Consider the following 23,900-nt stretch of genomic DNA (forward strand, 5'->3'; position numbering starts at 1 on the left):
GAATTCATGGTGGTGCCATATGGCAGATGGCCCGCTTCAAAATATTCTTGCAGAAGACCGGAATTCACAGAATTTTGACGTTTACGGAAACGTCAAAATTTGTTACAGAGGGCGGAAATCTGATGGTACCATGACTACGGTGCCGCATTTTGCTCGTATATGTTTTGGAGGAAACCTGATGCCGAGTTATCGTGCGCCTGTTGAAGATACGCTGTTTATCCTGAACGATGTTCTTGGTTTTGAGCGTTACAACAACCTTCCGGGTTTTGGCGATGCATCCCCGGATATCGTCGAAGCGATTTTGGGCGAAGGCGCCAAGCTTGCCGAGAACACGTTGTTTCCAGTGAACCAGACCGGCGATCATGAAGGCTGTGTCCGCCATGATGACGGTTCGGTGACCACGCCGAAGGGGTTCAAGGAAGCATTCGACCAGTATCGGGAGGGTGGCTGGGTAGGCCTTGCCGTGCCGCAGGAATTTGGCGGCCAGGGGTTGCCCTATGCGTTGCACGTGGCGGCCGGCGAATATATGGCTTCGGCCAACATGGCGCTGGTCATGTATCCCGGTCTGACACAGGGCGCAATCGCTGCCATTCTCACGCATGGAACCGACGAACAGAAGCAGTCCTATCTGCCCAAGATGACCGATGGGACGTGGACCGGCACCATGAACCTCACGGAGCCGCATTGCGGTACCGACCTGGGCATGTTGCGAAGCAAGGCTGTGCCAAACGCCGATGGCTCCTACCGGATTTCCGGGCAGAAGATTTTCATCTCGGCCGGTGAGCACGACATGGCTGAGAACATCATCCATCTCGTCCTGGCCCGCATCGAAGGTGCGCCGGAAGGTACCAAGGGCATTTCGCTGTTTATCGTGCCCAAGTACATGCTCGACAAGGACGGCAATCCCGGCACCCGCAACGGCGTGTCGTGCGGCTCGATCGAAGAGAAGATGGGCATCCACGGCAATTCGACCTGCGTCATGAACTATGACGAAGCGACCGGTTACCTGATCGGCGGAGAGAACAAGGGTCTGCGCGCCATGTTCACGATGATGAACGAAGCGCGTCTCGGCGTTGCCCTGCAGGGTCTTTCGATAGGCGAGATCGCCTACCAGAATGCTGCCATCTATGCGCGCGACCGCATTCAGGGGCGCGCCTTGACCGGTCCCAAGCAGCCGGACAAGAAAGCCGACCCGATCATCGTCCATCCCGACATCCGGCGCATCCTCCTGACGATCAAGTCTTTCAACGAGGCAGGCCGCGCATTCATTCTCTGGTCGGCGCTGAAGTCCGACATTGCGCATCGCTCGGGCGATGAGGCCGAACGGCAGCTGGCGGATGACATTCTCGGCCTGATGACGCCGGTGCTGAAAGGTGTGCTGACCGACAAGGGCTTTGAACATGCGTGCTTGGCCCAGCAGGTTTTCGGGGGCCATGGCTATATTGAAGAACATGGCATGAGCCAGTACGTGCGCGATGCGCGCATCGCCATGATCTACGAGGGTGCGAATGGCATCCAGGCATTGGACCTGGTCGGCCGCAAGCTCGGCGCCAATGGCGGCCGGGCTGTCATGGCCTTCTTCAAGGAAGTGGGCGATTTCTGCGAAGAAAATCGCGGCGACGAGAAACTCTCATTCTTCACCAAGCATTTGAAGAAGGGCCTCAACGATTTGCAGGCCGCTTCCATGTGGCTGATGCAGAACGGCATGGCAAATCCCGACAATGCTGGGGCTGCCTCCACCGACTACATGCATCTCTTCGGCCTGGTATCGCTTGGCTATATGTGGGCGCGCATGGCCAAGGCATCGCACGCCAAGCTGGCTGAAGGCACAGGCAACAAGGCCTTCCATGAGACCAAGCTCGTCACGGGCAAGTTCTTCATGGAGCGCGTCATGCCGGAAACATCGGCGCATCTTGCCCGCATCCAGACTGGAGCTGATACGATGATGGCGCTCGCAGCGGAAGCATTCTAAGCTGCTGCACGCTCATTTCGAGCCGCGACCACGCGGCTCCGTCAACTGATCTTGGGAGGTTTGTGATGGGTCTGCGACCGGAAGAAGTATTGGGTGTGCCGAAACCCGGCTGGAAGACGGAAGATGTCGTCATGCTGGAAGAGATGGCCACGAGGTTTCTCGAGGCGGAGATACTGCCGCACTATGACCGTTTCGAGAAACAGGAAATATTCGATCGCTCGGCTTGGGAGCTCGCTGGAGAGAACGGGCTCCTGTGCGCCTCGATGCCGGAGGAATATGGCGGAGCGGGTGGCTCCTATGCGCACGAAAGCGCCATTCTTGAAGCCATCAGCCATGTCGGCGTCGACGGATTCGGCATAGCTCTGCACAATTCCATCGTTGCTCCCTATATCCTTCACTATGGTTCGGAGGAGCAGAAACAGCGATGGTTGCCGAAAATGGCGACCGGCGAACTCATCGGCGCCATCGCCATGACCGAGCCCGGTGCGGGATCGGATCTCCAGGGTGTAAAGACCAGCGCGAAAAGGGATGGTAACCACTACGTCATCAACGGGTCAAAGACGTTCATTACCAACGGTCAGCTTGCCAACCTCGTCATCGTCGTGACCAAGACCGACCCTGCGCAGGGGGCAAAGGGTACCTCGCTTATCGTAGTTGAAACCGATGGGCAGGAAGGTTTCGAACGCGGCCGCAATCTCGATAAGGTCGGGCTGAAGTCCAACGATACGTCAGAGCTCTTTTTCAATGAAGTCCGGGTACCCACGTCCAATCTTCTCGGGACGGAAGAGGGGCAGGGCTTTGTTCAGCTGATGCAGCAATTGCCCCAGGAGCGCCTGCAGATAGGTGGGACGGCAATCGCCATGGCGGAGCGTGCCATTGCCATCACGTCGGATTATGTCAAGGAGCGCAAAGCCTTCGGCAAGGCTGTCATTGAGTTCCAGAACACCCAGTTCAAACTGGCTGAGCTGAAGACAGAGGCGACCATCGGGCGTGTCTTCTACAATCATTGTGTCGAACGCCACGTGAATGGCGGGCTTGATCCGGTCACGGCCTCGATGGCGAAATACTGGCTCAGCGATTTGCAGAACAAAGTGGTCGACGAATGCCTGCAGTTGCATGGCGGATACGGCTATATGAACGAATATCCTATCGCCCGCATGTTCCGTGATGCCCGCGTCCAGCGGATCTATGGCGGCACCAACGAAATCATGAAGCTTTTGATCGCCCGCAGCCTTTGAGCTGCCGGTTCGAACAGGGAGAATGAAATGACTGAGGCATACATTTACGACCACGTCCGCACGCCGCGCGGCAAGGGCAAGAAGGACGGCAGCCTGCACGAAGTGCCTGCGGTCCGCCTCGGCGCCCACGTGCTCGAGGCGCTGCGCGACCGCAACGGACTCGACACGGGCCTGGTCGATGACATCATCTACGGCTGCGTCGATCCGGTCGGCGAAGCCGGAGCTGTCATCCCGCGTTCCTCCGCCTTTGAAGCGGGATATGATTTCAAGGCGCCAGGCATGCAGATATCGCGGTTTTGTGCATCCGGACTTGATGCGGTGAATTTTGCTGCCGCCAAGATCGTGCAGGGTGCGGACGACATCGTTATTGCCGGCGGCGTCGAGTCCATGTCCCGTGTTGGCATGGGCATGTCAGGCGGCGCCTGGTATATGGATCCGTCCGTCGGCCTGCCGGGCTATTTCATGCCGCAGGGCGTTTCCGCCGACCTGATCGCTACGAAGTACGGCTTCACCCGCGATGACGTCGATGCTTACGCGGTCGAGAGCCAGAAGCGGGCCGGGGAAGCCTGGAAGAACGGATATTTCAAGAAGTCGGTTCTCGAGATAAAGGACCAGAACGGGCTGACGATACTCGATCATGACGAGCACATGCGTCCGGCGACGGATATGCAGGCGCTGGCCTCATTGAATCCCTCCTTTGTCATGCCCGGCGAAATGGGAGGCTTCAATGCTGTTGGCATTCAGGCACATCCCGAGGTCGAGACGATCAATCATGTCCATCATGCCGGCAATTCGTCCGGAATCGTCGATGGCGCTGCGGGCGTATTGCTTGGCTCGAAGGGCGCGGGCAAGGCTATCGGCGCAAAGCCGCGTGCCCGCATCCGCGCATTCGCCAATATCGGTTCGGACCCGGCTCTGATGCTGACCGGCCCGGTCGATGTAACGGAGAAGCTGTTGAAGCGGGCGAGGATGAAGATTTCGGACATCGATCTCTTCGAGCTCAATGAAGCGTTTGCCGCGGTGGTCCTGCGCTACATGCAGGCCTTCGACATTCCGCGCGAAAAGATCAATGTCAACGGCGGTGCCATCGCCATGGGGCACCCTCTGGGCGCCACAGGTGCCATGATCCTTGGCACTGTTCTCGATGAACTGGAGCGCCGTGATCTCAACATCGCACTGGTTACCTTGTGCATAGGCGCCGGCATGGGCACCGCAACCATCGTCGAACGCGTCTGAGGAGATAGGGAAGATGAGCTATACGAACTTCAAATTCGACGTTGACGCGGACGGCATAGCCCTCGTTACCTGGGACATGCCCGACAAGTCCATGAATGTTTTCACCGAAGAGGTCATGCAGGAATTGGACGCGATCGTCGACCGGGTCACAAAGGACGAGTCAATCAAGGGAACTGTGATTACCTCCGGCAAGGACACGTTCTCCGGTGGTGCCGATCTGACCATGCTCAAGCGCATGTTCCAGCTTTTCCAGGAAGAGAAGGCAAAGGACCCAAAGAAGGCGGTTGAACTGCTGTTCGAGAACACTGGCAAGATGGGTGGCCTGTTCCGCAAGCTGGAAACGTGCGGCAAACCATGGGTTTCCGCGATCAACGGCACGTGCATGGGCGGCGCATTCGAGATGTCATTGGCCTGCCATGGCCGCGTTGTTTCCGACGACCCGGCCGTCAAGATGGCCTTACCGGAAGTCAAGGTCGGCATCTTTCCAGGTGCAGGCGGAACCCAGCGCGTACCGCGGCTGACCAACCAGCAGGATGCCCTGCAGATGATGACTACAGGGTCTAGTCTGACGGCATCACGCGCCAAGGCAATGGGGCTGGTGCATGAGGTTGTTCCAGCCAAAAAGCTGATCGACGCGGCCAAGAAGATGATCAAGGCCGGTTTGAAGCCCGTGCAGCCATGGGATGAAAAGGGCTTCAAGCTCCCCGGTGGCGCGATCTATTCCCCAGCCGGCGCCAATCTCTGGCCTGCGGCGACTGCGATCCTTCGCCGCGAAACCTACGGCAATTATCCGGGCGCGGCATCGATCCTCAAATCAGTCTATGAGGGTCTGCTCGTCCCGTTCGACACCGCACTCAAGATCGAACAGCGCTACTTCACAAAGATCCTGCAGACGACCGAAGCCGGCATGATGATCCGCTCGCTGTTCGTATCCCTGCAGGAGTTGAACAAGGGCGCACGTCGTCCGAGCGACATCAAGCCTACCAAATTCAAGAAAGTCGGCGTTGTCGGTGCGGGCTTCATGGGGGCTGGTATCGCGTATGTCACCGCAAAGGCTGGCATCCCGGTGGTGCTCCTCGACCAGAGCCTCGAGGCGGCAGAAAAGGGCAAGGCACATTCCGCCGAGCTGATCACCAAGGAAGTGCAGAAGGGCAAGGCGACAGCCGAGGAAAAGGAAAAACTGCTAGGCCTGATCACGGCATCGGCCGACTATGCTGATCTGGAAGGTGCAGACCTTGTCATCGAGGCGGTTTTCGAAGACCGCGAAGTCAAACGGGCAGTGACCGAAAAGGCGGAGGCGGTCCTGAAGCCGGCCGCGATATTCGCGTCCAACACTTCAACCTTGCCAATTACCGGCCTTGCCAAAGTCTCACAGCGACCCAAGAACTTCGTCGGCATCCATTTCTTCTCACCAGTGGACAAGATGCTGCTGGTGGAAGTCATTCTTGGCAAGAAGACGTCGGACAAGGCACTTGCCGTTGCGCTTGACTACGTCCGTGCGATCAAGAAGACGCCGATCGTTGTGAATGACACGCGTGGTTTCTACGTCAATCGCTGCGTTCTGCGTTACATGTCGGAAGCCTACAACATGCTGATTGAAGGTGTTCCGCCGGCAATGATCGAAAATGTTGCCCGGATGGCGGGCATGCCGGTCGGCCCGCTGGCACTCAACGACGAGACGGCGATTGATCTTTCGCAAAAGATACTGAAGGCCACATTGGCAGATCTCGGACCAAAGGCTGTCGACCCGCGGCATGTAGAGCTCGTCAACACTTTGGTTGATAAATTCGACCGCCGCGGTCGCAAGAACGGCAAGGGCTTCTATGACTACCCGGCCAAGCCCGCGAAGAAACACCTGTGGCCGGAGCTTAAGACGCTCTATCCTCAGCAGGACCCGGACAAGATCGACGTCAATGTCTTGAAGCAGCGGTTCCTCTTCACCATTGCCCTTGAAGCGGCACGCGTGATGGAGGAAGGCATCGTTACCGATCCGCGTGAAGCGGATGTGGGGTCGATCCTTGCTTTCGGCTTTGCGCCCTACACGGGCGGAACGCTGTCCTACATCGATGGCATGGGGGCAGCAAGGTTTGTAGAGATCGCCAAGGGGCTGCAGCGCAAATACGGTGCGCAGTTCAAGGCGCCGAAACTCCTGCTTGATATGGCCGAAAAGGGCGACACCTTTTACGAAAGGTTCAATCCCTATCCGGCTGAGGAAAAGAAGCAGGCCGCTTGACCTCGCGGCCACCCTCTCAAGGGGCGGGCACTGATCGCCCCTTTTTCTTTGTGGATAAGAAAGTTTTCCGCAATTTTTCTCGACTTTTCCGGGTTTCCTTCTTAGAACAATAGGGAAGGTATTTTTTCCTCGTCGCTGGAACATCCCATGTTTTCACATGACCGCATCTGGGCGGCCATCGATGCACTGGCAGAACGCCATTCGCTCTCCGTTTCCGGATTGGCGAAGCGGGCAGGGCTGGATCCGACAACGTTCAACAAATCGAAGCGTTATGCTGTAGACGGCCGCGCGCGATGGCCTTCTACCGAATCCCTGGCGAAGATTATGGAGGCGACGGGGGCGTCGCTCGACGAGTTCATGATGCTGGTTCTGGGCAAAGCCACAAGGTCAGGCGGTACGACGACGCGGTCAGTACCGCTCCTTGGTTTTGCGCAGGCTGGGGCGGGCGGTTTCTTTGACGATGGCGGTTTTCCGGTAGGGCAGGGTTGGGATGTCGTCGAGTTTCCGATAGGTCCCGGTGATACCGTTTATGCCCTGGAAGTATCAGGCGATTCCATGCTGCCGCTATATCGTGACGGCGATACGATCATCGTCTCGCCTGGCGCAGCCGTACGGCGGGGTGATCGCGTCGTGGTTCGCACCAAGGATGGAGAGGTCATGGCCAAGGTCCTCGCCCGGCAAACTCCGCGGACGATCGAATTGCAGTCGATGAATCCTGAACACCCTAATCGTACTTTTGATGCGGCCCACATAGACTGGGTCGCCCGGATCCTATGGGCAAGCCAGTAGGAAATTTTTCCGTATGCGTCAGTTGCCGCTCTATGTTTTGACCGTTTTCGTCGCCATTTCGCTGACCTACGCCTTTATGGCACCCTTCCACGGCGGTGTCGGGACGCCCGCTGTGACGGGTCAGGATGTCGACATCACGCCTGAAGACTTTGAACTACCCGATGAAATGAAGAATGATGTGCCGGACGCCGAGCCGGAGGCCGCGCCCTTGAAGGGACGCGTAACCTCTCCCGAAGCGCGACAGGTCAATCCGGACGCACCTGCGTTGCCAGACAGCCAGTCAACGCCACTGGAACGTGTCGAACCTCGTCAACCATTGAGCCAACTTGGGCAAGCCGCGACCGTAGCGCCGCCTCCACCTCCGGTGCCGGTCGACAATACGGCAAAGCCGTTGCTGCTCTACCAGCCGGTTGCTCTTGCCGCCGGAACAATCGAAGCGTCAGGTTACAAGATCGCGCTCGATGGCATCGAAACACTGCCCATAGAGGAGACCTGCAGTGCCGGCGACGGAGCGAGCTGGCCATGCGGCATGGCAGCGAGGACAGCATTTCGCAACTGGCTGCGATCGCGCGCGATCGAATGCGACGTACCTGGCCAGCCAACCGACGATGTGATCGCGACCCACTGCAAGCTTGGGAATGCCGATCTCGCGCAATGGCTGGTGGAAAACGGTTGGGCGCGCGTCAAGCACGGCACCCCGATGGCTGACGCGATGAAAAAAGCCGAAGAAGAAAAACGCGGCATCTTTGGTGAAGCACCGGCGGCTCTTCCAGTGACCCAGGAAGTACCAATGCCGTCTTTCAGCGATACGCTTTTGCCGACGGAGGAGCCTGCCGTCACTCCGCCGCCGCTCACTGCGCCGGACGCTCCATTTCCGCCTCGTCCACAGTAAGCTCTAAGCTTCGTGGCAAACCGCTTCGATGTTGTGGCCGTCTGGATCACGGACAAACGCCCCATAGTAGTTTGGATGGTAATGGGGACGCAGTCCCGGCTGTCCATTGTCGGTGCCGCCGGCTGCTATTGCCGCTTTATAGAAGGCGTCGACCATAGTGCGGCTGCCGACACGGAAGGCCACATGAACCGGAGGCTTGTTGGGCGTGCCGCTGACAACCCAGAAATCCGGCTTCCCACCCTCGCCAAATCCGGCAACGCCTTCGGTACCGGTGACGGAGGCGGGGAACTCGACGATCAGTTGATATCCTATGGCAGCCAATGCATCGGCGTAGAACTTCTTGCTCTTCTGGTAATCACCTACGGCTACGCCTGTATGATCGATCATTCAGTCCTCCCAAGCATGTTGCTCTGTCAGCCTATGATAGATTGCCCGCCAGTGCCTTCGCAATGAGGGCGCGAGTCTCGGCAATGCCATAAAGTGCGACGAAGGAGCCAAAGCGTGGTCCACGCTCCTGTCCGATCAGCACCTCGTAGAGCATCTGGAAGAAGGATACTGAAACACCCGGGCCGCCTTCAGGGCTTTTTTTCGTATGGTCCTGGTAGCGTTCGATTGCGCGGGCGACATCGAGTATCGCATTCTGGATCTCGCTGCCGTCGGCGTCGGCGGGAATGGTTGCAAGCTTCTTGTCCATTGCTTCGAGGGCGACGCGCTCCACGTCATCTGGCGCGCGGAATTTCTTCGACGGCTTGACGAAGTCATTGAAATAGCGGATCGCGTAACCCACCAATGCATCGAGTTCCGGATTGTTCTGAGGCGTAACGCCCGGCGCATAGCGCGATATAAAGCCCCAGAGAACACTGCTGTTCTCAGCATTGGAGGCGCTCACAAGGTTGAGCAGCAGCGCAAATGGAACCGGCATCTCGATCGCTGGCGGGTTGCCGTCGTGCAGATGCCAGACTGGATTGTTCAGCCGGTCCTTCCAGGATTGCCGGCCATACGCGGACAGGTAGGTAAAGTATTCGTCTACCGCCTTTGGAATGACGTCAAAATACAACCGCTTTGCTGTCCTCGGCTTCTGGAACATGTACAGGCCGAGGCTTTCGGTTGGAGCGTAGGTCAGCCATTCGTCGATGCTCAGACCATTGCCCTTCGACTTGGATATTTTCTGGCCAACATCATCGAGAAAGAGCTCATAGACAAAATGTTCAGGAGCCCGGCCGCCCAGAATCTCACATATGCGATCGTAAATCACCGCATTCGTCTGGTGATCCTTTCCGAACATCTCGAAATCCACGCCGAGGGCCGCCCAACGCATTCCGAAGTCAGGCTTCCACTGCAACTTCACGTTCCCACCCGTTACGGGGAGAGTCGTTTCAACGCCGTTCTCGTCGTCAAAGGTAATCGTGCCGTTCTTCGCATCGATATGCTTCATCGGAACGTAAAGAACCCGGCCACTGGTGGGCGAGATGGGCAAGAACGGACTATAGGTCGCCTGCCGTTCTTCGCCGAGCGTAGGCAGCATCACCTTCATGATCTCTTCGTAGCGCTCGGCCGCACGCAGCAACACTTCGTCGAAGCGGCCCGACTTGTAATATTCCGTGGCGCTGGCAAATTCGTAGTCAAAGCCGAATGTATCAAGGAACCGGCACAGCATGACATTGTTATGGTCGGCAAAACTCTTGTAATCACCGTCAAAGGGGTTGGGAACTGCGGAAAGAGGCTCGTGCAGGTGCGGCGCCAGCAAGGAGGGGTCTGGTACGTTCTCCGGGATCTTCCGCATCCCGTCCATGTCATCGGAGAAGCAAAGCAATTTTGTCTTGACTGTGTCCCCGGTCAGGACCCGAAAGGCATGGCGTACCATCGATGTTCGGGCCACTTCTCCGAACGTCCCGATATGCGGCAGACCGGAGGGTCCGTAGCCGGTCTCGAACAGTACCGTCTCCGGAAAGCCGGTTTTCTCATACCGTTTGATGATCTTACGCGCCTCTTCGAAAGGCCAGGCTTTGGCCTCTGCTGCCGCCTCGATCAATTCGGCGGTCAGTTCGATTTGTGTATCCGGGCGCGAAGTCATTCGTTTTTCCTGTGTTTCCGGCCATTTGGTGGGGCGCGCGGACACTATGGCGGCAGTTTGCCCGCGTCAATCACAACTGTCCGCGCCAACGCCATCATTGCTCATTTTTGAAGAATGGGACTGGCTTCAGTAAAAATCGACCGGGAAATACCGCAGGTAGAGTTCAGATATCGTTCCCTTTTCTTCCATGGCTTTCAAGGCAAAATTGAAGGCCTCAACGAGCTTGCTGTTGGCCAGGGTCGTTGCAATTGTCATGCCGTCGCCGAGAAATTGCGGCGCGACATAGGGCCCCCCAGCAAATGCACAGCAGTTTTTCGCGTCTGGGCTGCCAATCCAGAACGAGAGGTCGGAACCATCGCCAAATATCGCATCGACCTTTTTCGCCTGCAGGTCCTTGAACATGAGGTCGCGTGAGGGGTAGCCGACCCAATGGGCTTGCGGGAAGTAATCGGCAAGTATCGCCTGGTGCACGGAACCCGCGATAACGCCAACCGTCTTGTTTTCCAGGGCATTCGCAAGCGGTTCCCTCAGTGGCGTATTTTTTAGCGTCATGAAACGGGCAGGCAGGCGTATATAAGGGGCTGTAAAGTTGTACTTCTCCCGCAAGACGGCAGTTGGTTTCAGCCCGGCAATAATCGCCTCGGCTTCACCGTTTTCAAGCGTTGGCTGCAGTTCGTTCCAAGGGCGCGCCTCAATCTGGCAAATTGCCGTGACGCCCAGTTCATCGCAAATCGCCCGCACGAGATCCACATTAAACCCGGAAATGCGTCCTGTACTGTCGATGAAATTGAAGGGCGGGTAATCTACCGTCGTCATGAAGCGAATGCGTTCGACGGTCGTCAGGTCGGGTTTCGAAACATGTTCCCGACCATCCCAATAATGCGGAAAATCCGATGCGGCATGCGCATTCGGCAAAACGGCCAGACTAAGGCCAAAGGCAAAGGCGGCAATTTTCCGGATATGCATTCGTTCCAGCGCAATCATGTGATTTGCGGCAAGCTAGAACAAACACGCTCCAAATGGAACCGGCGATGAACGCGATAGCGCTTTCCGGTCCGATGCTTCGGCGACGGACCACTCATCAATTGGTCGAATTCTGCCCACAGAACGTCAGAAGCGTATTGTGATTTTCTATCCAGTATAGCACGTTCTGGATAATAGAAAGTACAGGCAAGTATTTCAACTGAAGATGTATTGATCGAATTCACTGCAATTTTTGATTGAGGGTTTTCGGAATGATAATATTGACCGTAATTGATTTGGATCTGTATTTGCTGTCGATGCAGGGGCGATCGGCCGTTATCGTCTGAAAAATGCGGACGATTGAAGTTTCGCTTGCGGCGCGACTTGCCTGCACGCGAATGCCGCGTTCGCTCATTGTTGGCGCATTCAGGCAATCGCTTGTCAATGGAACGTCATTCATCGACGAGTTGTATGCGTCAGGGCGGATCCATGAAACGACAATTGGACAGTGCATCGCCGATGAAGCAGGGCTGTTGTTCGAAGATGTACCCGAGGGGGTTCGCGTTGTAATGCCCAGTGCGGCAGATTTTGTAGTGCTACGTGGCATGAGGCACACGGTCGTTCTGACATCAGAGGATACGACACTAATCTACATCGCCCCGAGTCTGAGCGACCTCGCGGCAATCAAGAACAATCTTCCAGGAAGCCCGGAAATAGCGGCGCGTTTGCGAATAACGACACCATACGCTTTGGACCAATTCCTGGTGTCAAGCCATGAGACGGCCCTCCTGGACAGGGCCATACGCATGGTAGAAATCACAAGTGCCGAACATTCGGCAAAGGTGGTTGCGACCGGGACACAGGGAGTCATGATCGGTTTCATAGCATCTTCATGCCTTTTCACGGCGATGCTGAATCCGGGGCTGTTATGGCAACTGCTGCATGCTCTCTTTTCGAGTTTTTTCTCGGCATGTATTTTATTGCGTTTGCTTGCGCGTCATAACGTCGGGTCCATGCGAATACAGCCTTGGTATCCCCTTTCACCATCGGGATTGCCCGGTTACAGCGTCTTGATTGCGCTTTATCACGAGGCTGACGTCGTCCCGCAGCTGGTGAATGCCATGAGGGAGCTCAATTGGCCGCGATCGAAGCTCGACGTTCTGTTTCTGTGTGAGCTGGATGACATCGGGACGATTGCTGCCCTTCAAGCCGCAATGTTGCCGGCCGGTTTCAGAATTGTCCGCGTTCCGAGTGGCGGCCCTCGCACGAAGCCAAAAGCACTCAACTATGGACTGCAACTGGCGAAAGGAGATTTCGTCGTTGTATATGACGCCGAAGATCGTCCACACCCTCAGCAACTGCAGGAGGCATGGTGGCATTTCGCCAAAGGCGGAGAGACGCTCGGCTGTCTCCAAGCGCCGCTTGTTATCGCCAATGCATATGCAGGCAGGCTGACACGTCTGTTCGCATTTGAATATGCGGCGCATTTCCGCGGGATATTGCCGTGGCTTGCCCGCCATCGCCTCGTCATGCCTCTTGGGGGGAGCTCAAATCATTTTCGGCGCGGTTGCCTTGAGGCGGTTGGTGGCTGGGATCCATTCAACGTAACGGAAGATGCCGAACTGGGAACAAGGCTGGCCCGATGTGGCTTTGAAATCGGCATGCTTACGACGCCGACAATCGAAGACGCGCCAGCCGAAGCGCGCATATGGCTGAGGCAGAGGACGCGCTGGATCAAGGGCTGGATGCAGACATGGCTGGTCGAAATGCGGCGGCCAATCCGCTTGCTTTATCAATTCGGAGCACGACGCTTCACAGTATACCAATTATTATCGGCGGGAATGATCGTCTCGGCATTGCTCTATCCGCTCATGCTCGTTTCCGTTGCACTTTCGGCCTTTGATCTCCCACAGGGCGGTTCAGCCGCAGTGCGGCGGACCCTTCTCGTTGTCGATGTCATCAATATCGTGATGGGATATCTGGCATTTCATGCATTGGGCCGCCGCGTATTGAAAGGAGGACAAAGCTCTCGACCCGTACTCGTCTGGATACCTTTTTATTGGCTCATGATCTCGGCAGCTGCCTGGCGCGCATTATGGCAACTGCACCGGACGCCATTCCTCTGGGAAAAAACCCCCCATAGGCCCGCTACGGCAGGATCGTCAGATCGATCCGCGTTTCAGACAAATTCCGCGCCCGAGCCAATGATCAACGTATCTTCATTGCCAATCGCCTCGACGTCGCGCCCCTTGTAGGGCAAGCTCAGGAGAATTCGCCGGATTACCGCAATGCGGGCGCGGCGCTTGTCATTCGCCCGGACAACGATCCAAGGTGCGGAAGGCGTTTGGGTGCGGGCAAGCATCTGGTCGCGGGCTTTGGTATAACCATCCCACTTCTTTGCCCCTTCGATGTCGATGGGCGAAAACTTCCAGTTTTTGAGGGGACTGTGGCGGCGGTCGTGAAAGCGCTTCAACTGCATGGTTTGGCCGATGTCGAGCCAGAACTTGAAGAAATGAATGCCGTCGGAGACAATCATGCGTTCGAAGCCCGGCACCTCGTTCAAGAATGCCTCATGCTGTTCCGGCGTACAGAAGCCGAGTACGGGTTCCACTCCAGCGCGATTATACCAGGAGCGATCGAAGGTGACGAATTCGCCATCGGTCGGGAAATGAGCGATATATCGCTGGAAATACCATTGACCCCGCTCGGTTTCGCTGGGCTTGGGAAGGGCGACGTTGCGCGCAGAGCGTGGATTCATATATTGGCGCAGCGAAAAGATCGTTCCTCCTTTTCCTGCGGCGTCCCGACCTTCGAAAAGGCAGATCACACTCGAACCGCTGTCCTGCAGCCAATACTGCATCTTCACAAGTTCAATCTGCAGACGTTCGAGTACCTTCTCGTAATCGTCTTCGGGCATTTTCTCAGTATAGGGAAAGCCGCCTGAGGTCAGCGCGGTCTTCTCTACCCAGTCGGGCAACTCGGGATCGTCAATATCGAAGGAGCGTTTTTTCCCGTCTATCTTTAATTCGAGCGGGGCGATGACCTGTTGAGCCTGATCAGGTTTCTTTTTTGAATCTTTACCCACGTCGTTCATCCTCAATTGACATAAAGCCATGTTATGGGGAGAGCGTTGTATCGTCCAGAGGCTAAAAAAGGGCGGCAGGGCAGGAGTTTAGCGAATGAGTATCTGGGGTCAGGAGGGTAGTGGGACAAGGCGCCGTGCGCTGGAAAGGATCAGCCGGTCCCGCTATGTTCTGGGCGCGGCAGCATTTCTCACGGTACTCGTTCTGAATTCGGGCGCGTCATTCTGGCTGAGCTTTGCGGTCTTGATGTTTGTATTGCTTGCGGTCGTGTTGCTGTCGGCCAGCTTGCCCCGCGTTGACAGCCAGAATACCGCCCTGCACGCAAGCAACACCGCCATATTTCGCCTGTCGGGGCAGCAGCTCGCGGAACAGTTGCCAGATCCGCTGATCATATTCGACCATGATGGGACGATCCTCTATGCCAACCCCGCGGCCGCGGGCGCCTTCGGTTCACTGACCAGGGGCGGAACACTCCTCATGCACTTCCGCGCCCCCGAGATGCAGGCATTGGTCCAGTCGGTGATGATCGATGGGGTGGCGCGATCGGTTGACTATTCCGAACGCGTCCCGGTCGAACGATGGTATCGTGCCACGGTATTGTTGCTCGACCAGACAGGGGGCGCAGACAGGCAATATCTGCTGTCTTTCCGGGATCTGACCGAAGCGCACAGGCTTGAACGAATGCGTTCGGATTTCGTCGCAAACGCCAGTCACGAATTGCGTACACCCCTGGCCTCGTTGAGCGGCTTCATCGAAACGCTGCGCGGCCCTGCCCGCAATGACGAGGCAGCGCGCGACAATTTTCTTGAGATCATGCAGAAGCAGGCGGAACGAATGGCCCGGCTGATCGACGATCTCCTGTCCCTTTCTCGTATCGAGATGAAAGCCCATATCGCCGTCAAGGATCAGGTGGATTTGACGGCAATACTCAACCATGTGGCAGATTCAATGCGGCCCCTGGCTGCTGGCCTCGGCGTGGTAATCGAACAGGATATCGACCCCGGGCCAATCAAAGTGCTCGGTGACCGCGATGAGCTGACACAGGTATTCCAGAACCTGGTCGAAAACGCCTGCAAATACGGCCAGCCGGGAAAAAGGATCATCATTGAACTGAAGCAGGGCAGCGACGGGATCCGGGCAACGGTTCAGGATTTTGGGCCGGGAATCCCGGAAGAACACATTCCCCGCCTGACCGAACGATTCTACCGGGTGAATATCGAAACGAGCCGGGCGCAGAAGGGTACGGGCCTTGGGCTTGCGATCGTCAAACATATCCTGACGCGGCACCGTGCCCGTCTGGTTGTCCGCTCGCGCGTTGGCGAAGGTTCATCCTTCACGGTCCTGTTCGGGCCACAAAAACCATAACCTCAAAAAGAAGGCGCCTTCCGGCGCCTTAGTGGAGGATTGCAAAGAACTTAGCGAACGCGGCGACGGTCCGACGCCGGCTGGTAAGCGAGACGTGAGTGATACGTGCAATAGGGGCCGGAATCGCCCACGTCATTTCCGCAGAAGTTGAAGTCCGGCTGCAGTGGATCCCCTACGGGCCACTTGCAGGTCCGCTCGCTGAGCTGAACGAGTTCGAGGCGCCGGGATATGGGTACGACGACATCGGTCACGGTTCTCGTGATCGTATGCGGAACGAGATCGGTGCTGTACTCGGTCTGCAAGGCCGTTGCGCCGACGCTCCGGTTTACGACCCGGCTTGTCATATGGGCGGAGCCACCGCTGCGCTGCCCGCCGGAAGCGCTTGTGTTGACCTTCTTGCTGCGCGCCTGGGTGGAGGTGGTCTTGCCCCGGCCTGACAACTTCAACCGATGGACCTTGCCGATGACGGCATTGCGGCTGACACCGCCCAGTTGTGCTGCGATCTGGCTTGCACTCAGACCATCGGCCCAAAGTTTCTTTAGCTGTTCTACGCGCTCATCTGTCCAGTTCATCGTTCCCTAGCTCCATATGGGGCTCTGTTCTGTGCGGACAACGGACTGAATCCTTCCTCGCATCTGGATTGCTCCAGATTGGTGTAATACCATATCTATTCAGATGACGAAGACGCCGCACGAAATCTAGCTATTTCGTTTCTCAAGCTACAATATGGGATGACTCTGTGACAAGAGTCGGGCACCGCCCGCGGCCATGCTTTTTTGGGTTTTCCCCAACTTGCGCGATGAACTGTTGCATAAAAGACTCTCTGTACCGGCGCCGGCAAACCATTCTTGCGATTGCGCGCGCAAGTTGTACCTAATTTGATGTGGATGCGAGATTGCGTCCATTTGCGATCGGACCGTTCAAGTGTTCATTTGACAATTGCGATTCGAATGATGATATTACCGGTGTGGCCGCCCCAAGAATGGCATTGTGGGGCGGCTTTTTGATTTCAACGCTGCCGGTTTTTCTTTGTTGATCAGCAGTTTGGCAAACTGGGTATTGGAGGCCCGAAACGATATGACGGACGCAAACGCGCAGCCGCTTTACGACACTTTTGCTCGTGCGGATCTGCGCTTTGAGCGAGGAGAGGGTGTTTGGCTTGTGACGGAGTCGGGCGATCGCTACCTTGATTTTGCTGCCGGCATAGCAGTCAATTCGCTCGGCCACGCCCATCCGCATCTCGTGGAGACGTTGAAAAACCAGGCTGAAAAGCTGTGGCATGTCTCCAATGTTTATGAAATTCCAGGCCAAAGACGACTGGGTCAACGCCTCGTGGACAATACGTTTGCAGACAAGGTGTTCTTCACCAATTCTGGCGCTGAAGCGCTCGAATGCGCAATCAAGACGGCGCGCCGGTACCATTACGTCAACGGCAACCCTGAACGGTTCCGCATTATCACGTTTGAGGGGGCCTTTCACGGCCGGACACTCGCGACGATCGCCGCGGGCGGACAGCCGAAATATCTCGAAGGCTTTGGACCCAAGGTTGAAGGCTTCGACCAGGTTCCTTTCGGCGACAAGCAGGCGTTGAAAGCAGCGATTGGTCCTGAGACCGCGGCCATACTGATTGAGCCCATCCAGGGTGAGGGCGGGGTACGTTCGGTACCGGATGAGGATCTGCGTGCATTGCGCAAGCTCTGCGACGATGAGGGACTATTGTTGATCCTCGACGAGGTCCAGACCGGTGTTGGCCGTACCGGCAAGCTGTTTGCGCATGAATGGTCCGGAATTCGCCCTGACATTATGGCTGTTGCCAAGGGCATCGGCGGGGGCTTTCCGCTTGGTGCTTGCCTTGCAACGGCAGAGGCGGCCAAGGGGATGACTGCTGGCGTGCATGGCACGACTTTCGGCGGCAATCCGCTTGCCATGGCCGTCGGCAATGCCGTTCTCGATGTCATTCTGGAAGACGGTTTTCTGGAACATGTCCAGAAACTTTCCCTGGTCATGAAGCAGGGGCTGGCTTCGATTTCTGATCGCTATCCAGATGTTATTGCCGAAGTGCGAGGCCAGGGTCTCCTCATGGGAATAAAGAGTGTCGTCCCGAATACGACAATGGTTCAGGCGCTGCGCGACGAGCAACTGCTGACTGTCAGTGCCGGTGACAATGTGATCCGGTTGCTACCACCGTTGGTTGTGACGGAAGCGGAGGCGCGTGACGCTCTCTCCCGGATCGAAACGGCAGCCGAGCGGCTCTCCGTGGCGACCAGACAGAAAAGCGCTTGAGGATTCCGTCATGACAATCAAGCAGGACCTCAGGCACTTCACAGACCTGTCTGCGCTATCCTCGGGGGATCTTCGGACCATTCTCGACGATGCGCGGGCGCGCAAGACGCGGCTCAAGGCCGGCGCCATCGAAAAACCGTTCGCGGGCAAGGTCCTTGCGATGATTTTCGACAAGCCGTCGACACGTACGCGCGTTTCTTTTGACGTTGGTATGCGCCAGCTCGGCGGCGAGACCATCATGCTGACTGGTTCGGAAATGCAGCTCGGCCGCAGCGAGACCATCGCCGATACGGCCAAGGTGTTGTCACGCTATGTCGACATCATAATGATGCGCACAACGACTCATGAGCGCCTGACCGAAATGGCTGAGAATGCGACTGTACCCGTCATCAATGCGCTGACCGATGATACGCATCCCTGCCAGATCATGGCTGACATCATGACCTATGAGGAGCATCGCGGACCCGTCAAGGGCAAGACATTCGCGTGGACCGGCGATGGCAACAATGTTTTGCACTCCCTCGTCGAGGCCGCAGCGCGTTTTGATTTCAATCTGAATATTGCTACCCCGGAAGGCAGTGAACCTGCTGGAAAATATCTCGAATGGGCCAAAGGTGCCGGTGGCAAGATCAAGTTGACAACCGACCCCGTTGCAGCCGTTAAGGGCGTCGATTGCATTGTGACCGACACGTGGGTGTCAATGGGACAGGAGGGCCGTGCACGCGGCCACAACGTCTTCATGCCTTATCAGGTCAATGATGCCTTGATGAGGCACGCGAATCCGGATGCGCTGTTCATGCACTGCCTTCCGGCCCATCGTGGTGAGGAAGTCACGGATTCGGTCATTGACGGACCCCACTCTGTCGTCTTCGATGAGGCAGAGAACCGTTTGCACGCCCAAAAAGCCATACTTGCTTGGTGTCTCGAAGGAGGCCGCTCGAGTGTCTGACATGTCTGAAATGCACCCAGATGAATACATTTTCGCAGGCGACGATGCGGTCGTCCCGTTTCAGGTCGCCGACCTCGACGCGCGGGGACGCGCTGTTCAACTAGGGCCGGCGCTTGATGACATCCTGAACCGCCATGATTATCCCGAGCCGGTGGCGAAGTTGCTGGCCGAAGCAATCGTCCTCACAGTGCTCCTTGGAACATCGTTGAAATTTGAGGGAAAGTTTATCTTCCAGTCACAGTCCGACGGTCCTGTCGACATGCTGGTCGTGGACTTCCGCACCCCGAATTCAGTTCGAGCCTACGCCCGTTACGACGAGGAACATCTGGCGGAATCCATGGCAGAACGCCGGCTGTCGCAGGAAGAATTGATGGGCAGCGGTACGCTCGCATTGACTGTGGATCAGGGCGAGCACACGCAGCGCTATCAGGGGATCGTTGCCCTTGACGGCTCCAACCTTGAAGAGATCGCCAAAACCTATTTCCGTCAGTCTGAACAGATACCGACGGATGTGCGGCTTTCGGTTGCCAAGCTGGTCGAGCGTGGCGAAGATGGCAAGCCGGTGGAACAATGGCGCGCCGGCGGATTGATCGTCCAGTTTCTGCCTGAATCCGAATTGCGCATACGCCAGCGAGATCTTCCGGCCGGTGACGCGCCAAACGGCGACGAGGACGATGACGGACTTGTCGAGGATGATGATTGGGCGGAAATAAAGGCGCTCGTCGCAACCATCGAAAGCTCGGAGCTGACCGATCCACAGGTGGGCGCCGAACGGTTGCTGTATCGCCTCTTTCATGAAAGGGGCGTCCGCGTTTTCGATGCGGTCACGGTCAACGATGATTGCTCGTGCTCGCGTGAGAAGATTGCAGGTGTGCTATCCGGCTTCACCGCCGAGGAAATCACGGACAGCATCGAAGACGGCAAGATCAGCGTGACCTGCGAATTCTGCTCGACGCAGTATGTGTTCGATCCGTCGGAATTTCTTCCGAAAAACTGACGATAGAATGTGGAATGTGTTGAAGGAGCCGGTCAGCTTCGCATTGGTGCTGTGAATTCGTGGGCAAGCGTGACCACGATCAAAATAACGATAAACGCACATATCATCAGCCAAAGTGGCCAGGATCGGGTCGATTTCTTCGCCAGCAGGCCCACGATCAGGCCGGGAACAAGAACGAGGGCGAGCAATTGGCTTATGGCCTCAGCCCCGGTTTTCAAACTCGGCAGGGTGTAGCCAAGAAAAAGCGCCCCTACTGCCAAGGCAAAAGCGACTGCCGAGCAGGCGAGACCCTTGATGTACGGAGACTGCGTGCGCTCGGCTTCGATCATATCAGTTCAATGTCCGCAGCTGGTCAGGCAGATCGAGCGAGAAGGCAGGAATCTCGATGTCGAAACGTTCTCCCGTTTCGGCCTGCATCGTATAGCGTCCGGTCATGACCCCCGATGTTGTCGTAAGCGGACAGCCTGAAGAATATTGGAAACTGTCGCCGGGATTGAGAACCGGTTGCTCGCCGATCACACCCGGTCCGCGCACTTCCTCCACATGGCCGTTACCATCGGTGATCTTCCAGTAGCGCGCTCGCAGCTGCACTGTTCCTTCGGACTCATTGGCAATCGTGATCCTGTAACCCCACACATAACGGTTTTCTTCCGGGTTGGATTGCTCCTCCAGATAGAATGGTTCAACAGTTACTTCGATGTCGCGCGTTGTGGCTCTGTACATTCTTGCTCTCAGTCTATGTCCCTGATATCGCGACTCAAAGCCTGCTCGTCAACCATTCATGCGGACGGTTGGATTTAAATCATTCGTGATCAGGCAATTTACCGTTAGTATAATCGATATTGCCGGCTCAAGAAAACCAGGCGCCAATATTGATGAAGCTCGAAACATTTGCCGAGATGGCGCTTTCTTTTCCTGAAACTATTCAGGCTAGCCATTTGGGCACCACGGATTTTCGGGTGAACGGCAAGATCTTTGCGACGCTGCGTCCTGAAAAGCACCGCGGAGTATTGTCGCTTACCCGTGAGGACCAGGCGCTCTTGCGCGAAACGTCGGCCGACATGTTCGAGCCGGTGCCGGGAAGCTGGGGCGAGAAGGGTTGGACCCTCGTCATTCTGCAAAACGCCGATCCGGAGGCCGTCAGGCATGCGATGGCTATGGCCTGGAAAAAAGCCGCGCCGAAGTCCCTTTCGGCGCGGCATATGCTCTAGGGCATTGCCGGTATTGGCTTTAGCGTGCCGCCGTCAGCGCAACGTCCAGATCATCGATCAGGTCATTCACGTCTTCGAGTCCGACCGACAGGCGTAGCAGGCCATCCGAGATGCCTAGCTCGGCCCGCGCCTCATCGGTCAGGTTCTTGTGCGTCGTCGTGGTCGGATGGGTGATCAGGCTCTTGGAATCGCCAAGATTGTTGGAAATCTGGATAATCTCCAGAGCATTTTCGACCGAGAAGGTTGCCTTCTTGCCGCCTTTTACCTCGAATGCGATCAAGGTTGAGCCGCCAGTCATTTGCTTGGCGACGATATCGGCTTGCGGATGGTCTGCGCGTCCGGGATAGAGAACCTTCGACACCGCCGGATGTTCGGCAAGAAAATCGGCGATCCTTGTCGCGTTTGCGGTTTGCTGCTGCACGCGCACTGCCAGCGTCTCCAGACCCTTCAGCATCACCCAGGAATTGAACGGGCTGAGGCCCGGGCCGGTATGGCGGAAATATTCGTGGAGATTTTCATCGATCCACTGCTTGTCGGAGAGGATCATCCCGCCAAGACAGCGGCCATGGCCGTCAATGTGCTTTGTCGTCGAATAGATGACGATATGTGCGCCGAGCTCCAGTGGTTTCTGGAACAGCGGCGTTGCGAAAACATTGTCGACAATCAGCTTCGCACCGACGGAATTGGCGACATTTGCCACGGCTGCAATATCGATGACTTCCAAAGTCGGGTTTGTGGGACTTTCGAGGAACAATACCTTCGTGTTGGGGCGGATGGCGTCCTGCCAGTTTTCAATCCTGGAACCGTCGATCAATGTGAAATCGACGCCATAGCGCGGCAAGAGGGTCTCGATAATATAGCGGCAGGATCCGAACATAGCGCGCGCAGCGAGGACGTGGTCGCCAGCCCTGACCTGACACAGGATTGCTGCAGCGACCGCAGCCATGCCCGACGCGGTCGCCCGTGCGTCTTCGGCGCCTTCCAGAGCACACATCCGCTTTTCGAACATGTCGGTGGTTGGGTTGGCGTAGCGTGAATAGATGAAACCCGGCTCTTCGCCCTTGAAGCGCGCCTCCGCCGCTTCCGCACTCGGATAGACAAAGCCCTGCGTCAGGAACAGGGCCTCGGATGTTTCGCCAAAGCCGGAGCGCAAGGTACCGGCATGAACGAGTTGCGTTGCGGGGCGAAGTTTGCGGGTATCTGCCTTGGTCATCGTCTTCTCAATCTGCCAGAATCTGGCCAATAAAAAACCGGCCTTGCGTGAATCGCAAAAAGGCCGGACGAGACCGGGCCTCTTTTAGCAAATTATTTAACGTGGCTGCAAGCCGGCCGGCCAAATCACCACGGGATAAAACTGCTTTAATCCTCTTGGCGGCTTGCGTCAATCGGGTGAGTCGCTAAAGCTTTTGTCTCTTAAAGCATAGTCGCAATTCGGGATGGAAACCGGTTTCCACTTTTCCTGGAATTGCTTTGGTTTGGTATCGGCGGACGACATGGCGAGACGTGAAGCGGGCATTCTGGCAGACAGTGGTATCAGGGCGCTGCATGAGGCTGGCGCGTTAAAGACTGCGCGCGATTTTGACGGCGATCAGATTCAACCAGCCAGCCTGGATCTGCGCCTTGGTCCGAAGGCCTATCGGGTCCGCGCCAGCTTCATGCCCGGGCCCGGAACGCCGGTGATCAGCAAGTTGGACAGGCTCAAGCTGCATGAAATTGATCTCACCGAAGGCGCAGTGCTGGAAACCGGTTGTGTTTACATTGTCCCCCTGCTGGAAAGCTTGAACCTGCCCGCAGACGTTTCTGCATCCGCCAACCCGAAGAGTTCGACAGGCCGGCTTGATATTTTCACACGTGTAATCGTCGATGGTGCCCAGGAGTTCGACAAGGTGCCAGCAGGATACCGCGGCCCGCTCTATCTGGAAGTTAGCCCCCGGACATTTCCCATTGTAGCGCGGACCGGCTCGCGCCTGTCGCAGATACGTTTCCGTACGGGTCGCGCTCAACTGGAAGAGATCGAACTGACGGCGTTGCACGCCGCTGAAACGCTCGTCGCATCCGATACACCGAATATTTCAGGTGGCGGCATCGCCCTTTCGATTGACCTGACCGGTGATGCAAACGGCCTCGTCGGCTACCGTGGGAAACACCACACAGGGGTTGTCGATGTCGACAAGCGTGCCGCGCATGATCTCTTCGACTTCTGGGAACCGATTCACGATCGCGGTGCGCGTGAACTGGTACTCGATCCCGATGAATTCTATATTCTTGTGTCGCGCGAGGCGGTGCATGTGCCACCGCTCTATGCCGCTGAAATGACGCCCTTCGATCCGCTCGTTGGCGAGTTTCGCGTTCACTATGCCGGTTTTTTTGATCCCGGCTTCGGCCACACGGCCGCCGGCGGGACCGGCAGTCGCGCGGTGCTTGAAGTGCGCAGCCATGAAGTGCCGTTCATACTCGAACACGGCCAGATAGTCGGACGCCTCATCTACGAGCATATGCTGGAGCGACCGAATGCGCTTTACGGCATCGATCTCGGTTCCAACTACCAGGCCCAGGGCCTGAAACTTTCCAAGCATTTCAGGTGATAGACAAAACCGGTTGACTATCGGGCCCGG

21 protein-coding genes and 1 riboswitch are annotated in these 23,900 nt (G+C 56.8%); of the genes, 13 read left to right on the forward strand and 8 right to left on the reverse strand.

The genetic code is table 11. The features are described from left to right. The first annotated feature begins 178 nt into the window (after positions 1 to 178). From K9U38_RS16075 to K9U38_RS16100, 6 genes are all read left to right on the forward strand, one after another. Positions 179 to 1,972, forward strand: coding sequence for an acyl-CoA dehydrogenase C-terminal domain-containing protein (locus K9U38_RS16075; protein ID WP_224495359.1), 1,794 nt, complete (start codon positions 179 to 181; stop codon positions 1,970 to 1,972). A gap of 65 nt (positions 1,973 to 2,037) precedes the next feature. Beyond that, positions 2,038 to 3,210 carry an acyl-CoA dehydrogenase family protein gene (locus K9U38_RS16080; protein WP_224495360.1) on the forward strand — a complete coding sequence of 391 codons (1,173 nt, stop codon included), beginning with the start codon at positions 2,038 to 2,040 and terminating at the stop codon, positions 3,208 to 3,210. A 27-nt stretch (positions 3,211 to 3,237) separates the two neighbouring features. After that, positions 3,238 to 4,446, forward strand: coding sequence for an acetyl-CoA C-acetyltransferase (locus tag K9U38_RS16085; protein ID WP_224495361.1), 1,209 nt, complete (start codon positions 3,238 to 3,240; stop codon positions 4,444 to 4,446). A gap of 13 nt (positions 4,447 to 4,459) precedes the next feature. Next, positions 4,460 to 6,679, forward strand: a complete 2,220-nt coding sequence (locus tag K9U38_RS16090) for a 3-hydroxyacyl-CoA dehydrogenase NAD-binding domain-containing protein (RefSeq protein WP_224495362.1) — start codon at positions 4,460 to 4,462, stop codon at positions 6,677 to 6,679. A gap of 147 nt (positions 6,680 to 6,826) precedes the next feature. Beyond that, positions 6,827 to 7,468 carry a LexA family transcriptional regulator gene (locus K9U38_RS16095; protein WP_224495363.1) on the forward strand — a complete coding sequence of 214 codons (642 nt, stop codon included), beginning with the start codon at positions 6,827 to 6,829 and terminating at the stop codon, positions 7,466 to 7,468. Positions 7,469 to 7,481: 13 nt separating this feature from the next. Continuing rightward, positions 7,482 to 8,360 (forward strand): thermonuclease family protein, encoded by an 879-nt coding sequence (locus K9U38_RS16100; RefSeq protein ID WP_224495364.1) that lies wholly within the window; start codon positions 7,482 to 7,484, stop codon positions 8,358 to 8,360. A 3-nt stretch (positions 8,361 to 8,363) separates the two neighbouring features. On the opposite strand, the gene K9U38_RS16105 is transcribed toward K9U38_RS16100, so the two are convergent. The 3 genes from K9U38_RS16105 to K9U38_RS16115 all read right to left on the reverse strand — a co-directional run bounded on the left by K9U38_RS16105 (position 8,364) and on the right by K9U38_RS16115 (position 11,400). Beyond that, positions 8,364 to 8,747 carry a VOC family protein gene (locus K9U38_RS16105; protein ID WP_224495365.1) on the reverse strand — a complete coding sequence of 128 codons (384 nt, stop codon included), beginning with the start codon at positions 8,745 to 8,747 and terminating at the stop codon, positions 8,364 to 8,366. Between the two features lie 31 nt (positions 8,748 to 8,778). Further along, the gene (locus K9U38_RS16110; RefSeq protein WP_224495366.1) at positions 8,779 to 10,434 is read right to left on the reverse strand and encodes a lysine--tRNA ligase; all 1,656 of its coding nucleotides are present in this window, start codon (positions 10,432 to 10,434) and stop codon (positions 8,779 to 8,781) included. A 126-nt stretch (positions 10,435 to 10,560) separates the two neighbouring features. Next, a complete protein-coding gene (locus tag K9U38_RS16115) occupies positions 10,561 to 11,400 on the reverse strand; it encodes a transporter substrate-binding domain-containing protein (protein WP_224495367.1) in 840 nt (279 codons plus the stop codon). Positions 11,401 to 11,747: 347 nt separating this feature from the next. Here K9U38_RS16115 and K9U38_RS16120 point away from each other — a divergent pair, with 347 nt between their 5' ends. Further along, a complete protein-coding gene (locus K9U38_RS16120) occupies positions 11,748 to 13,652 on the forward strand; it encodes a glycosyltransferase (RefSeq protein WP_224495368.1) in 1,905 nt (634 codons plus the stop codon). Here K9U38_RS16120 and ppk2 read toward each other — a convergent pair. Continuing rightward, a complete protein-coding gene (gene ppk2, locus K9U38_RS16125) occupies positions 13,577 to 14,491 on the reverse strand; it encodes a polyphosphate kinase 2 (RefSeq protein WP_370631966.1) in 915 nt (304 codons plus the stop codon). The genes K9U38_RS16120 and ppk2 overlap by 76 nt on opposite strands. 85 nt (positions 14,492 to 14,576) lie before the next feature. Here ppk2 and phoR point away from each other — a divergent pair, with 85 nt between their 5' ends. Next, on the forward strand, positions 14,577 to 15,845 hold the full coding sequence (phoR, locus tag K9U38_RS16130) for a phosphate regulon sensor histidine kinase PhoR (RefSeq protein WP_224495370.1): 1,269 nt from the start codon (positions 14,577 to 14,579) through the stop codon (positions 15,843 to 15,845). 50 nt (positions 15,846 to 15,895) lie between these two features. Here phoR and K9U38_RS16135 read toward each other — a convergent pair whose 3' ends face one another. Further along, entirely contained in the window at positions 15,896 to 16,417 is a 522-nt protein-coding gene (locus K9U38_RS16135) for a GcrA family cell cycle regulator (protein WP_224495371.1), read from the reverse strand. Between the two features lie 505 nt (positions 16,418 to 16,922). On the opposite strand from K9U38_RS16135, the gene K9U38_RS16140 reads away from it, so the two are divergent. The 3 genes from K9U38_RS16140 to K9U38_RS16150 are packed head-to-tail and all read left to right on the forward strand — an operon-like array spanning position 16,923 to position 20,074. Continuing rightward, positions 16,923 to 18,128 (forward strand): aspartate aminotransferase family protein, encoded by a 1,206-nt coding sequence (locus K9U38_RS16140; RefSeq protein ID WP_224495372.1) that lies wholly within the window; start codon positions 16,923 to 16,925, stop codon positions 18,126 to 18,128. Positions 18,129 to 18,138: 10 nt separating this feature from the next. Continuing rightward, positions 18,139 to 19,077 carry an ornithine carbamoyltransferase gene (gene argF / locus K9U38_RS16145; RefSeq protein ID WP_224495373.1) on the forward strand — a complete coding sequence of 313 codons (939 nt, stop codon included), beginning with the start codon at positions 18,139 to 18,141 and terminating at the stop codon, positions 19,075 to 19,077. A gap of 1 nt (position 19,078) precedes the next feature. Continuing rightward, complete coding sequence (locus tag K9U38_RS16150; protein WP_224495416.1) at positions 19,079 to 20,074, forward strand: Hsp33 family molecular chaperone; 996 nt, start codon at positions 19,079 to 19,081, stop codon at positions 20,072 to 20,074. Between the two features lie 32 nt (positions 20,075 to 20,106). Here K9U38_RS16150 and K9U38_RS16155 read toward each other — a convergent pair whose 3' ends face one another. Together K9U38_RS16155 and apaG are read right to left on the reverse strand one after the other, a co-directional pair. After that, positions 20,107 to 20,403: a hypothetical protein gene (locus K9U38_RS16155; protein ID WP_224495374.1), complete on the reverse strand. Its 297-nt coding sequence runs from the start codon at positions 20,401 to 20,403 to the stop codon at positions 20,107 to 20,109. Between the two features lies 1 nt (position 20,404). Beyond that, positions 20,405 to 20,797 (reverse strand): Co2+/Mg2+ efflux facilitator ApaG/CorD, encoded by a 393-nt coding sequence (gene apaG, locus K9U38_RS16160; RefSeq protein ID WP_224495375.1) that lies wholly within the window; start codon positions 20,795 to 20,797, stop codon positions 20,405 to 20,407. Positions 20,798 to 20,949: 152 nt separating this feature from the next. Here apaG and K9U38_RS16165 point away from each other — a divergent pair, with 152 nt between their 5' ends. Then, a complete protein-coding gene (locus K9U38_RS16165) occupies positions 20,950 to 21,285 on the forward strand; it encodes an MmcQ/YjbR family DNA-binding protein (RefSeq protein ID WP_224495376.1) in 336 nt (111 codons plus the stop codon). Positions 21,286 to 21,304: 19 nt separating this feature from the next. Here the strand turns inward: K9U38_RS16165 and K9U38_RS16170 are convergent, their stop codons facing one another. Beyond that, a complete protein-coding gene (locus K9U38_RS16170) occupies positions 21,305 to 22,498 on the reverse strand; it encodes an O-succinylhomoserine sulfhydrylase (RefSeq protein ID WP_224495377.1) in 1,194 nt (397 codons plus the stop codon). 62 nt (positions 22,499 to 22,560) lie between these two features. Then, a riboswitch (SAM riboswitch) is annotated at positions 22,561 to 22,640 on the reverse strand. A gap of 138 nt (positions 22,641 to 22,778) precedes the next feature. Between K9U38_RS16170 and K9U38_RS16175 the strand changes: the two genes are divergently transcribed. After that, entirely contained in the window at positions 22,779 to 23,870 is a 1,092-nt protein-coding gene (locus K9U38_RS16175; RefSeq protein WP_224495378.1) for a 2'-deoxycytidine 5'-triphosphate deaminase, read from the forward strand. The last annotated feature ends 30 nt before the right edge of the window (positions 23,871 to 23,900 follow it).

Origin of the sequence: Phyllobacterium lublinensis (assembly GCF_020164435.1) — a bacterium.
In the GTDB taxonomy this organism is placed as follows: Bacteria; Pseudomonadota; Alphaproteobacteria; order Rhizobiales; family Rhizobiaceae; genus Phyllobacterium; species Phyllobacterium lublinensis.

What these genes read in the sequence shown, in the direction of transcription:
- K9U38_RS16165 (WP_224495376.1), top strand. Translation starts at nt 20,950, where the DNA reads ATGAAGCTCGAAACATTTGCCGAGATGGCGCTTTCTTTTCCTGAAACT.
- K9U38_RS16095 (WP_224495363.1), top strand. Translation starts at nt 6,827, where the DNA reads ATGTTTTCACATGACCGCATCTGGGCGGCCATCGATGCACTGGCAGAA.
- K9U38_RS16150 (WP_224495416.1), top strand. Translation starts at nt 19,079, where the DNA reads ATGTCTGAAATGCACCCAGATGAATACATTTTCGCAGGCGACGATGCG.
- K9U38_RS16120 (WP_224495368.1), top strand. Translation starts at nt 11,748, where the DNA reads ATGCGGACGATTGAAGTTTCGCTTGCGGCGCGACTTGCCTGCACGCGA.
- K9U38_RS16175 (WP_224495378.1), top strand. Translation starts at nt 22,779, where the DNA reads ATGGCGAGACGTGAAGCGGGCATTCTGGCAGACAGTGGTATCAGGGCG.
- K9U38_RS16100 (WP_224495364.1), top strand. Translation starts at nt 7,482, where the DNA reads ATGCGTCAGTTGCCGCTCTATGTTTTGACCGTTTTCGTCGCCATTTCG.
- K9U38_RS16090 (WP_224495362.1), top strand. Translation starts at nt 4,460, where the DNA reads ATGAGCTATACGAACTTCAAATTCGACGTTGACGCGGACGGCATAGCC.
- K9U38_RS16170 (WP_224495377.1), bottom strand. Translation starts at nt 22,498, where the DNA reads ATGACCAAGGCAGATACCCGCAAACTTCGCCCCGCAACGCAACTCGTT.
- ppk2 (WP_370631966.1), bottom strand. Translation starts at nt 14,491, where the DNA reads ATGAACGACGTGGGTAAAGATTCAAAAAAGAAACCTGATCAGGCTCAA.
- apaG (WP_224495375.1), bottom strand. Translation starts at nt 20,797, where the DNA reads ATGTACAGAGCCACAACGCGCGACATCGAAGTAACTGTTGAACCATTC.
- phoR (WP_224495370.1), top strand. Translation starts at nt 14,577, where the DNA reads ATGAGTATCTGGGGTCAGGAGGGTAGTGGGACAAGGCGCCGTGCGCTG.
- argF (WP_224495373.1), top strand. Translation starts at nt 18,139, where the DNA reads ATGACAATCAAGCAGGACCTCAGGCACTTCACAGACCTGTCTGCGCTA.
- K9U38_RS16085 (WP_224495361.1), top strand. Translation starts at nt 3,238, where the DNA reads ATGACTGAGGCATACATTTACGACCACGTCCGCACGCCGCGCGGCAAG.
- K9U38_RS16135 (WP_224495371.1), bottom strand. Translation starts at nt 16,417, where the DNA reads ATGAACTGGACAGATGAGCGCGTAGAACAGCTAAAGAAACTTTGGGCC.
- K9U38_RS16140 (WP_224495372.1), top strand. Translation starts at nt 16,923, where the DNA reads ATGACGGACGCAAACGCGCAGCCGCTTTACGACACTTTTGCTCGTGCG.
- K9U38_RS16115 (WP_224495367.1), bottom strand. Translation starts at nt 11,400, where the DNA reads ATGCATATCCGGAAAATTGCCGCCTTTGCCTTTGGCCTTAGTCTGGCC.
- K9U38_RS16105 (WP_224495365.1), bottom strand. Translation starts at nt 8,747, where the DNA reads ATGATCGATCATACAGGCGTAGCCGTAGGTGATTACCAGAAGAGCAAG.
- K9U38_RS16155 (WP_224495374.1), bottom strand. Translation starts at nt 20,403, where the DNA reads ATGATCGAAGCCGAGCGCACGCAGTCTCCGTACATCAAGGGTCTCGCC.
- K9U38_RS16110 (WP_224495366.1), bottom strand. Translation starts at nt 10,434, where the DNA reads ATGACTTCGCGCCCGGATACACAAATCGAACTGACCGCCGAATTGATC.
- K9U38_RS16080 (WP_224495360.1), top strand. Translation starts at nt 2,038, where the DNA reads ATGGGTCTGCGACCGGAAGAAGTATTGGGTGTGCCGAAACCCGGCTGG.
- K9U38_RS16075 (WP_224495359.1), top strand. Translation starts at nt 179, where the DNA reads ATGCCGAGTTATCGTGCGCCTGTTGAAGATACGCTGTTTATCCTGAAC.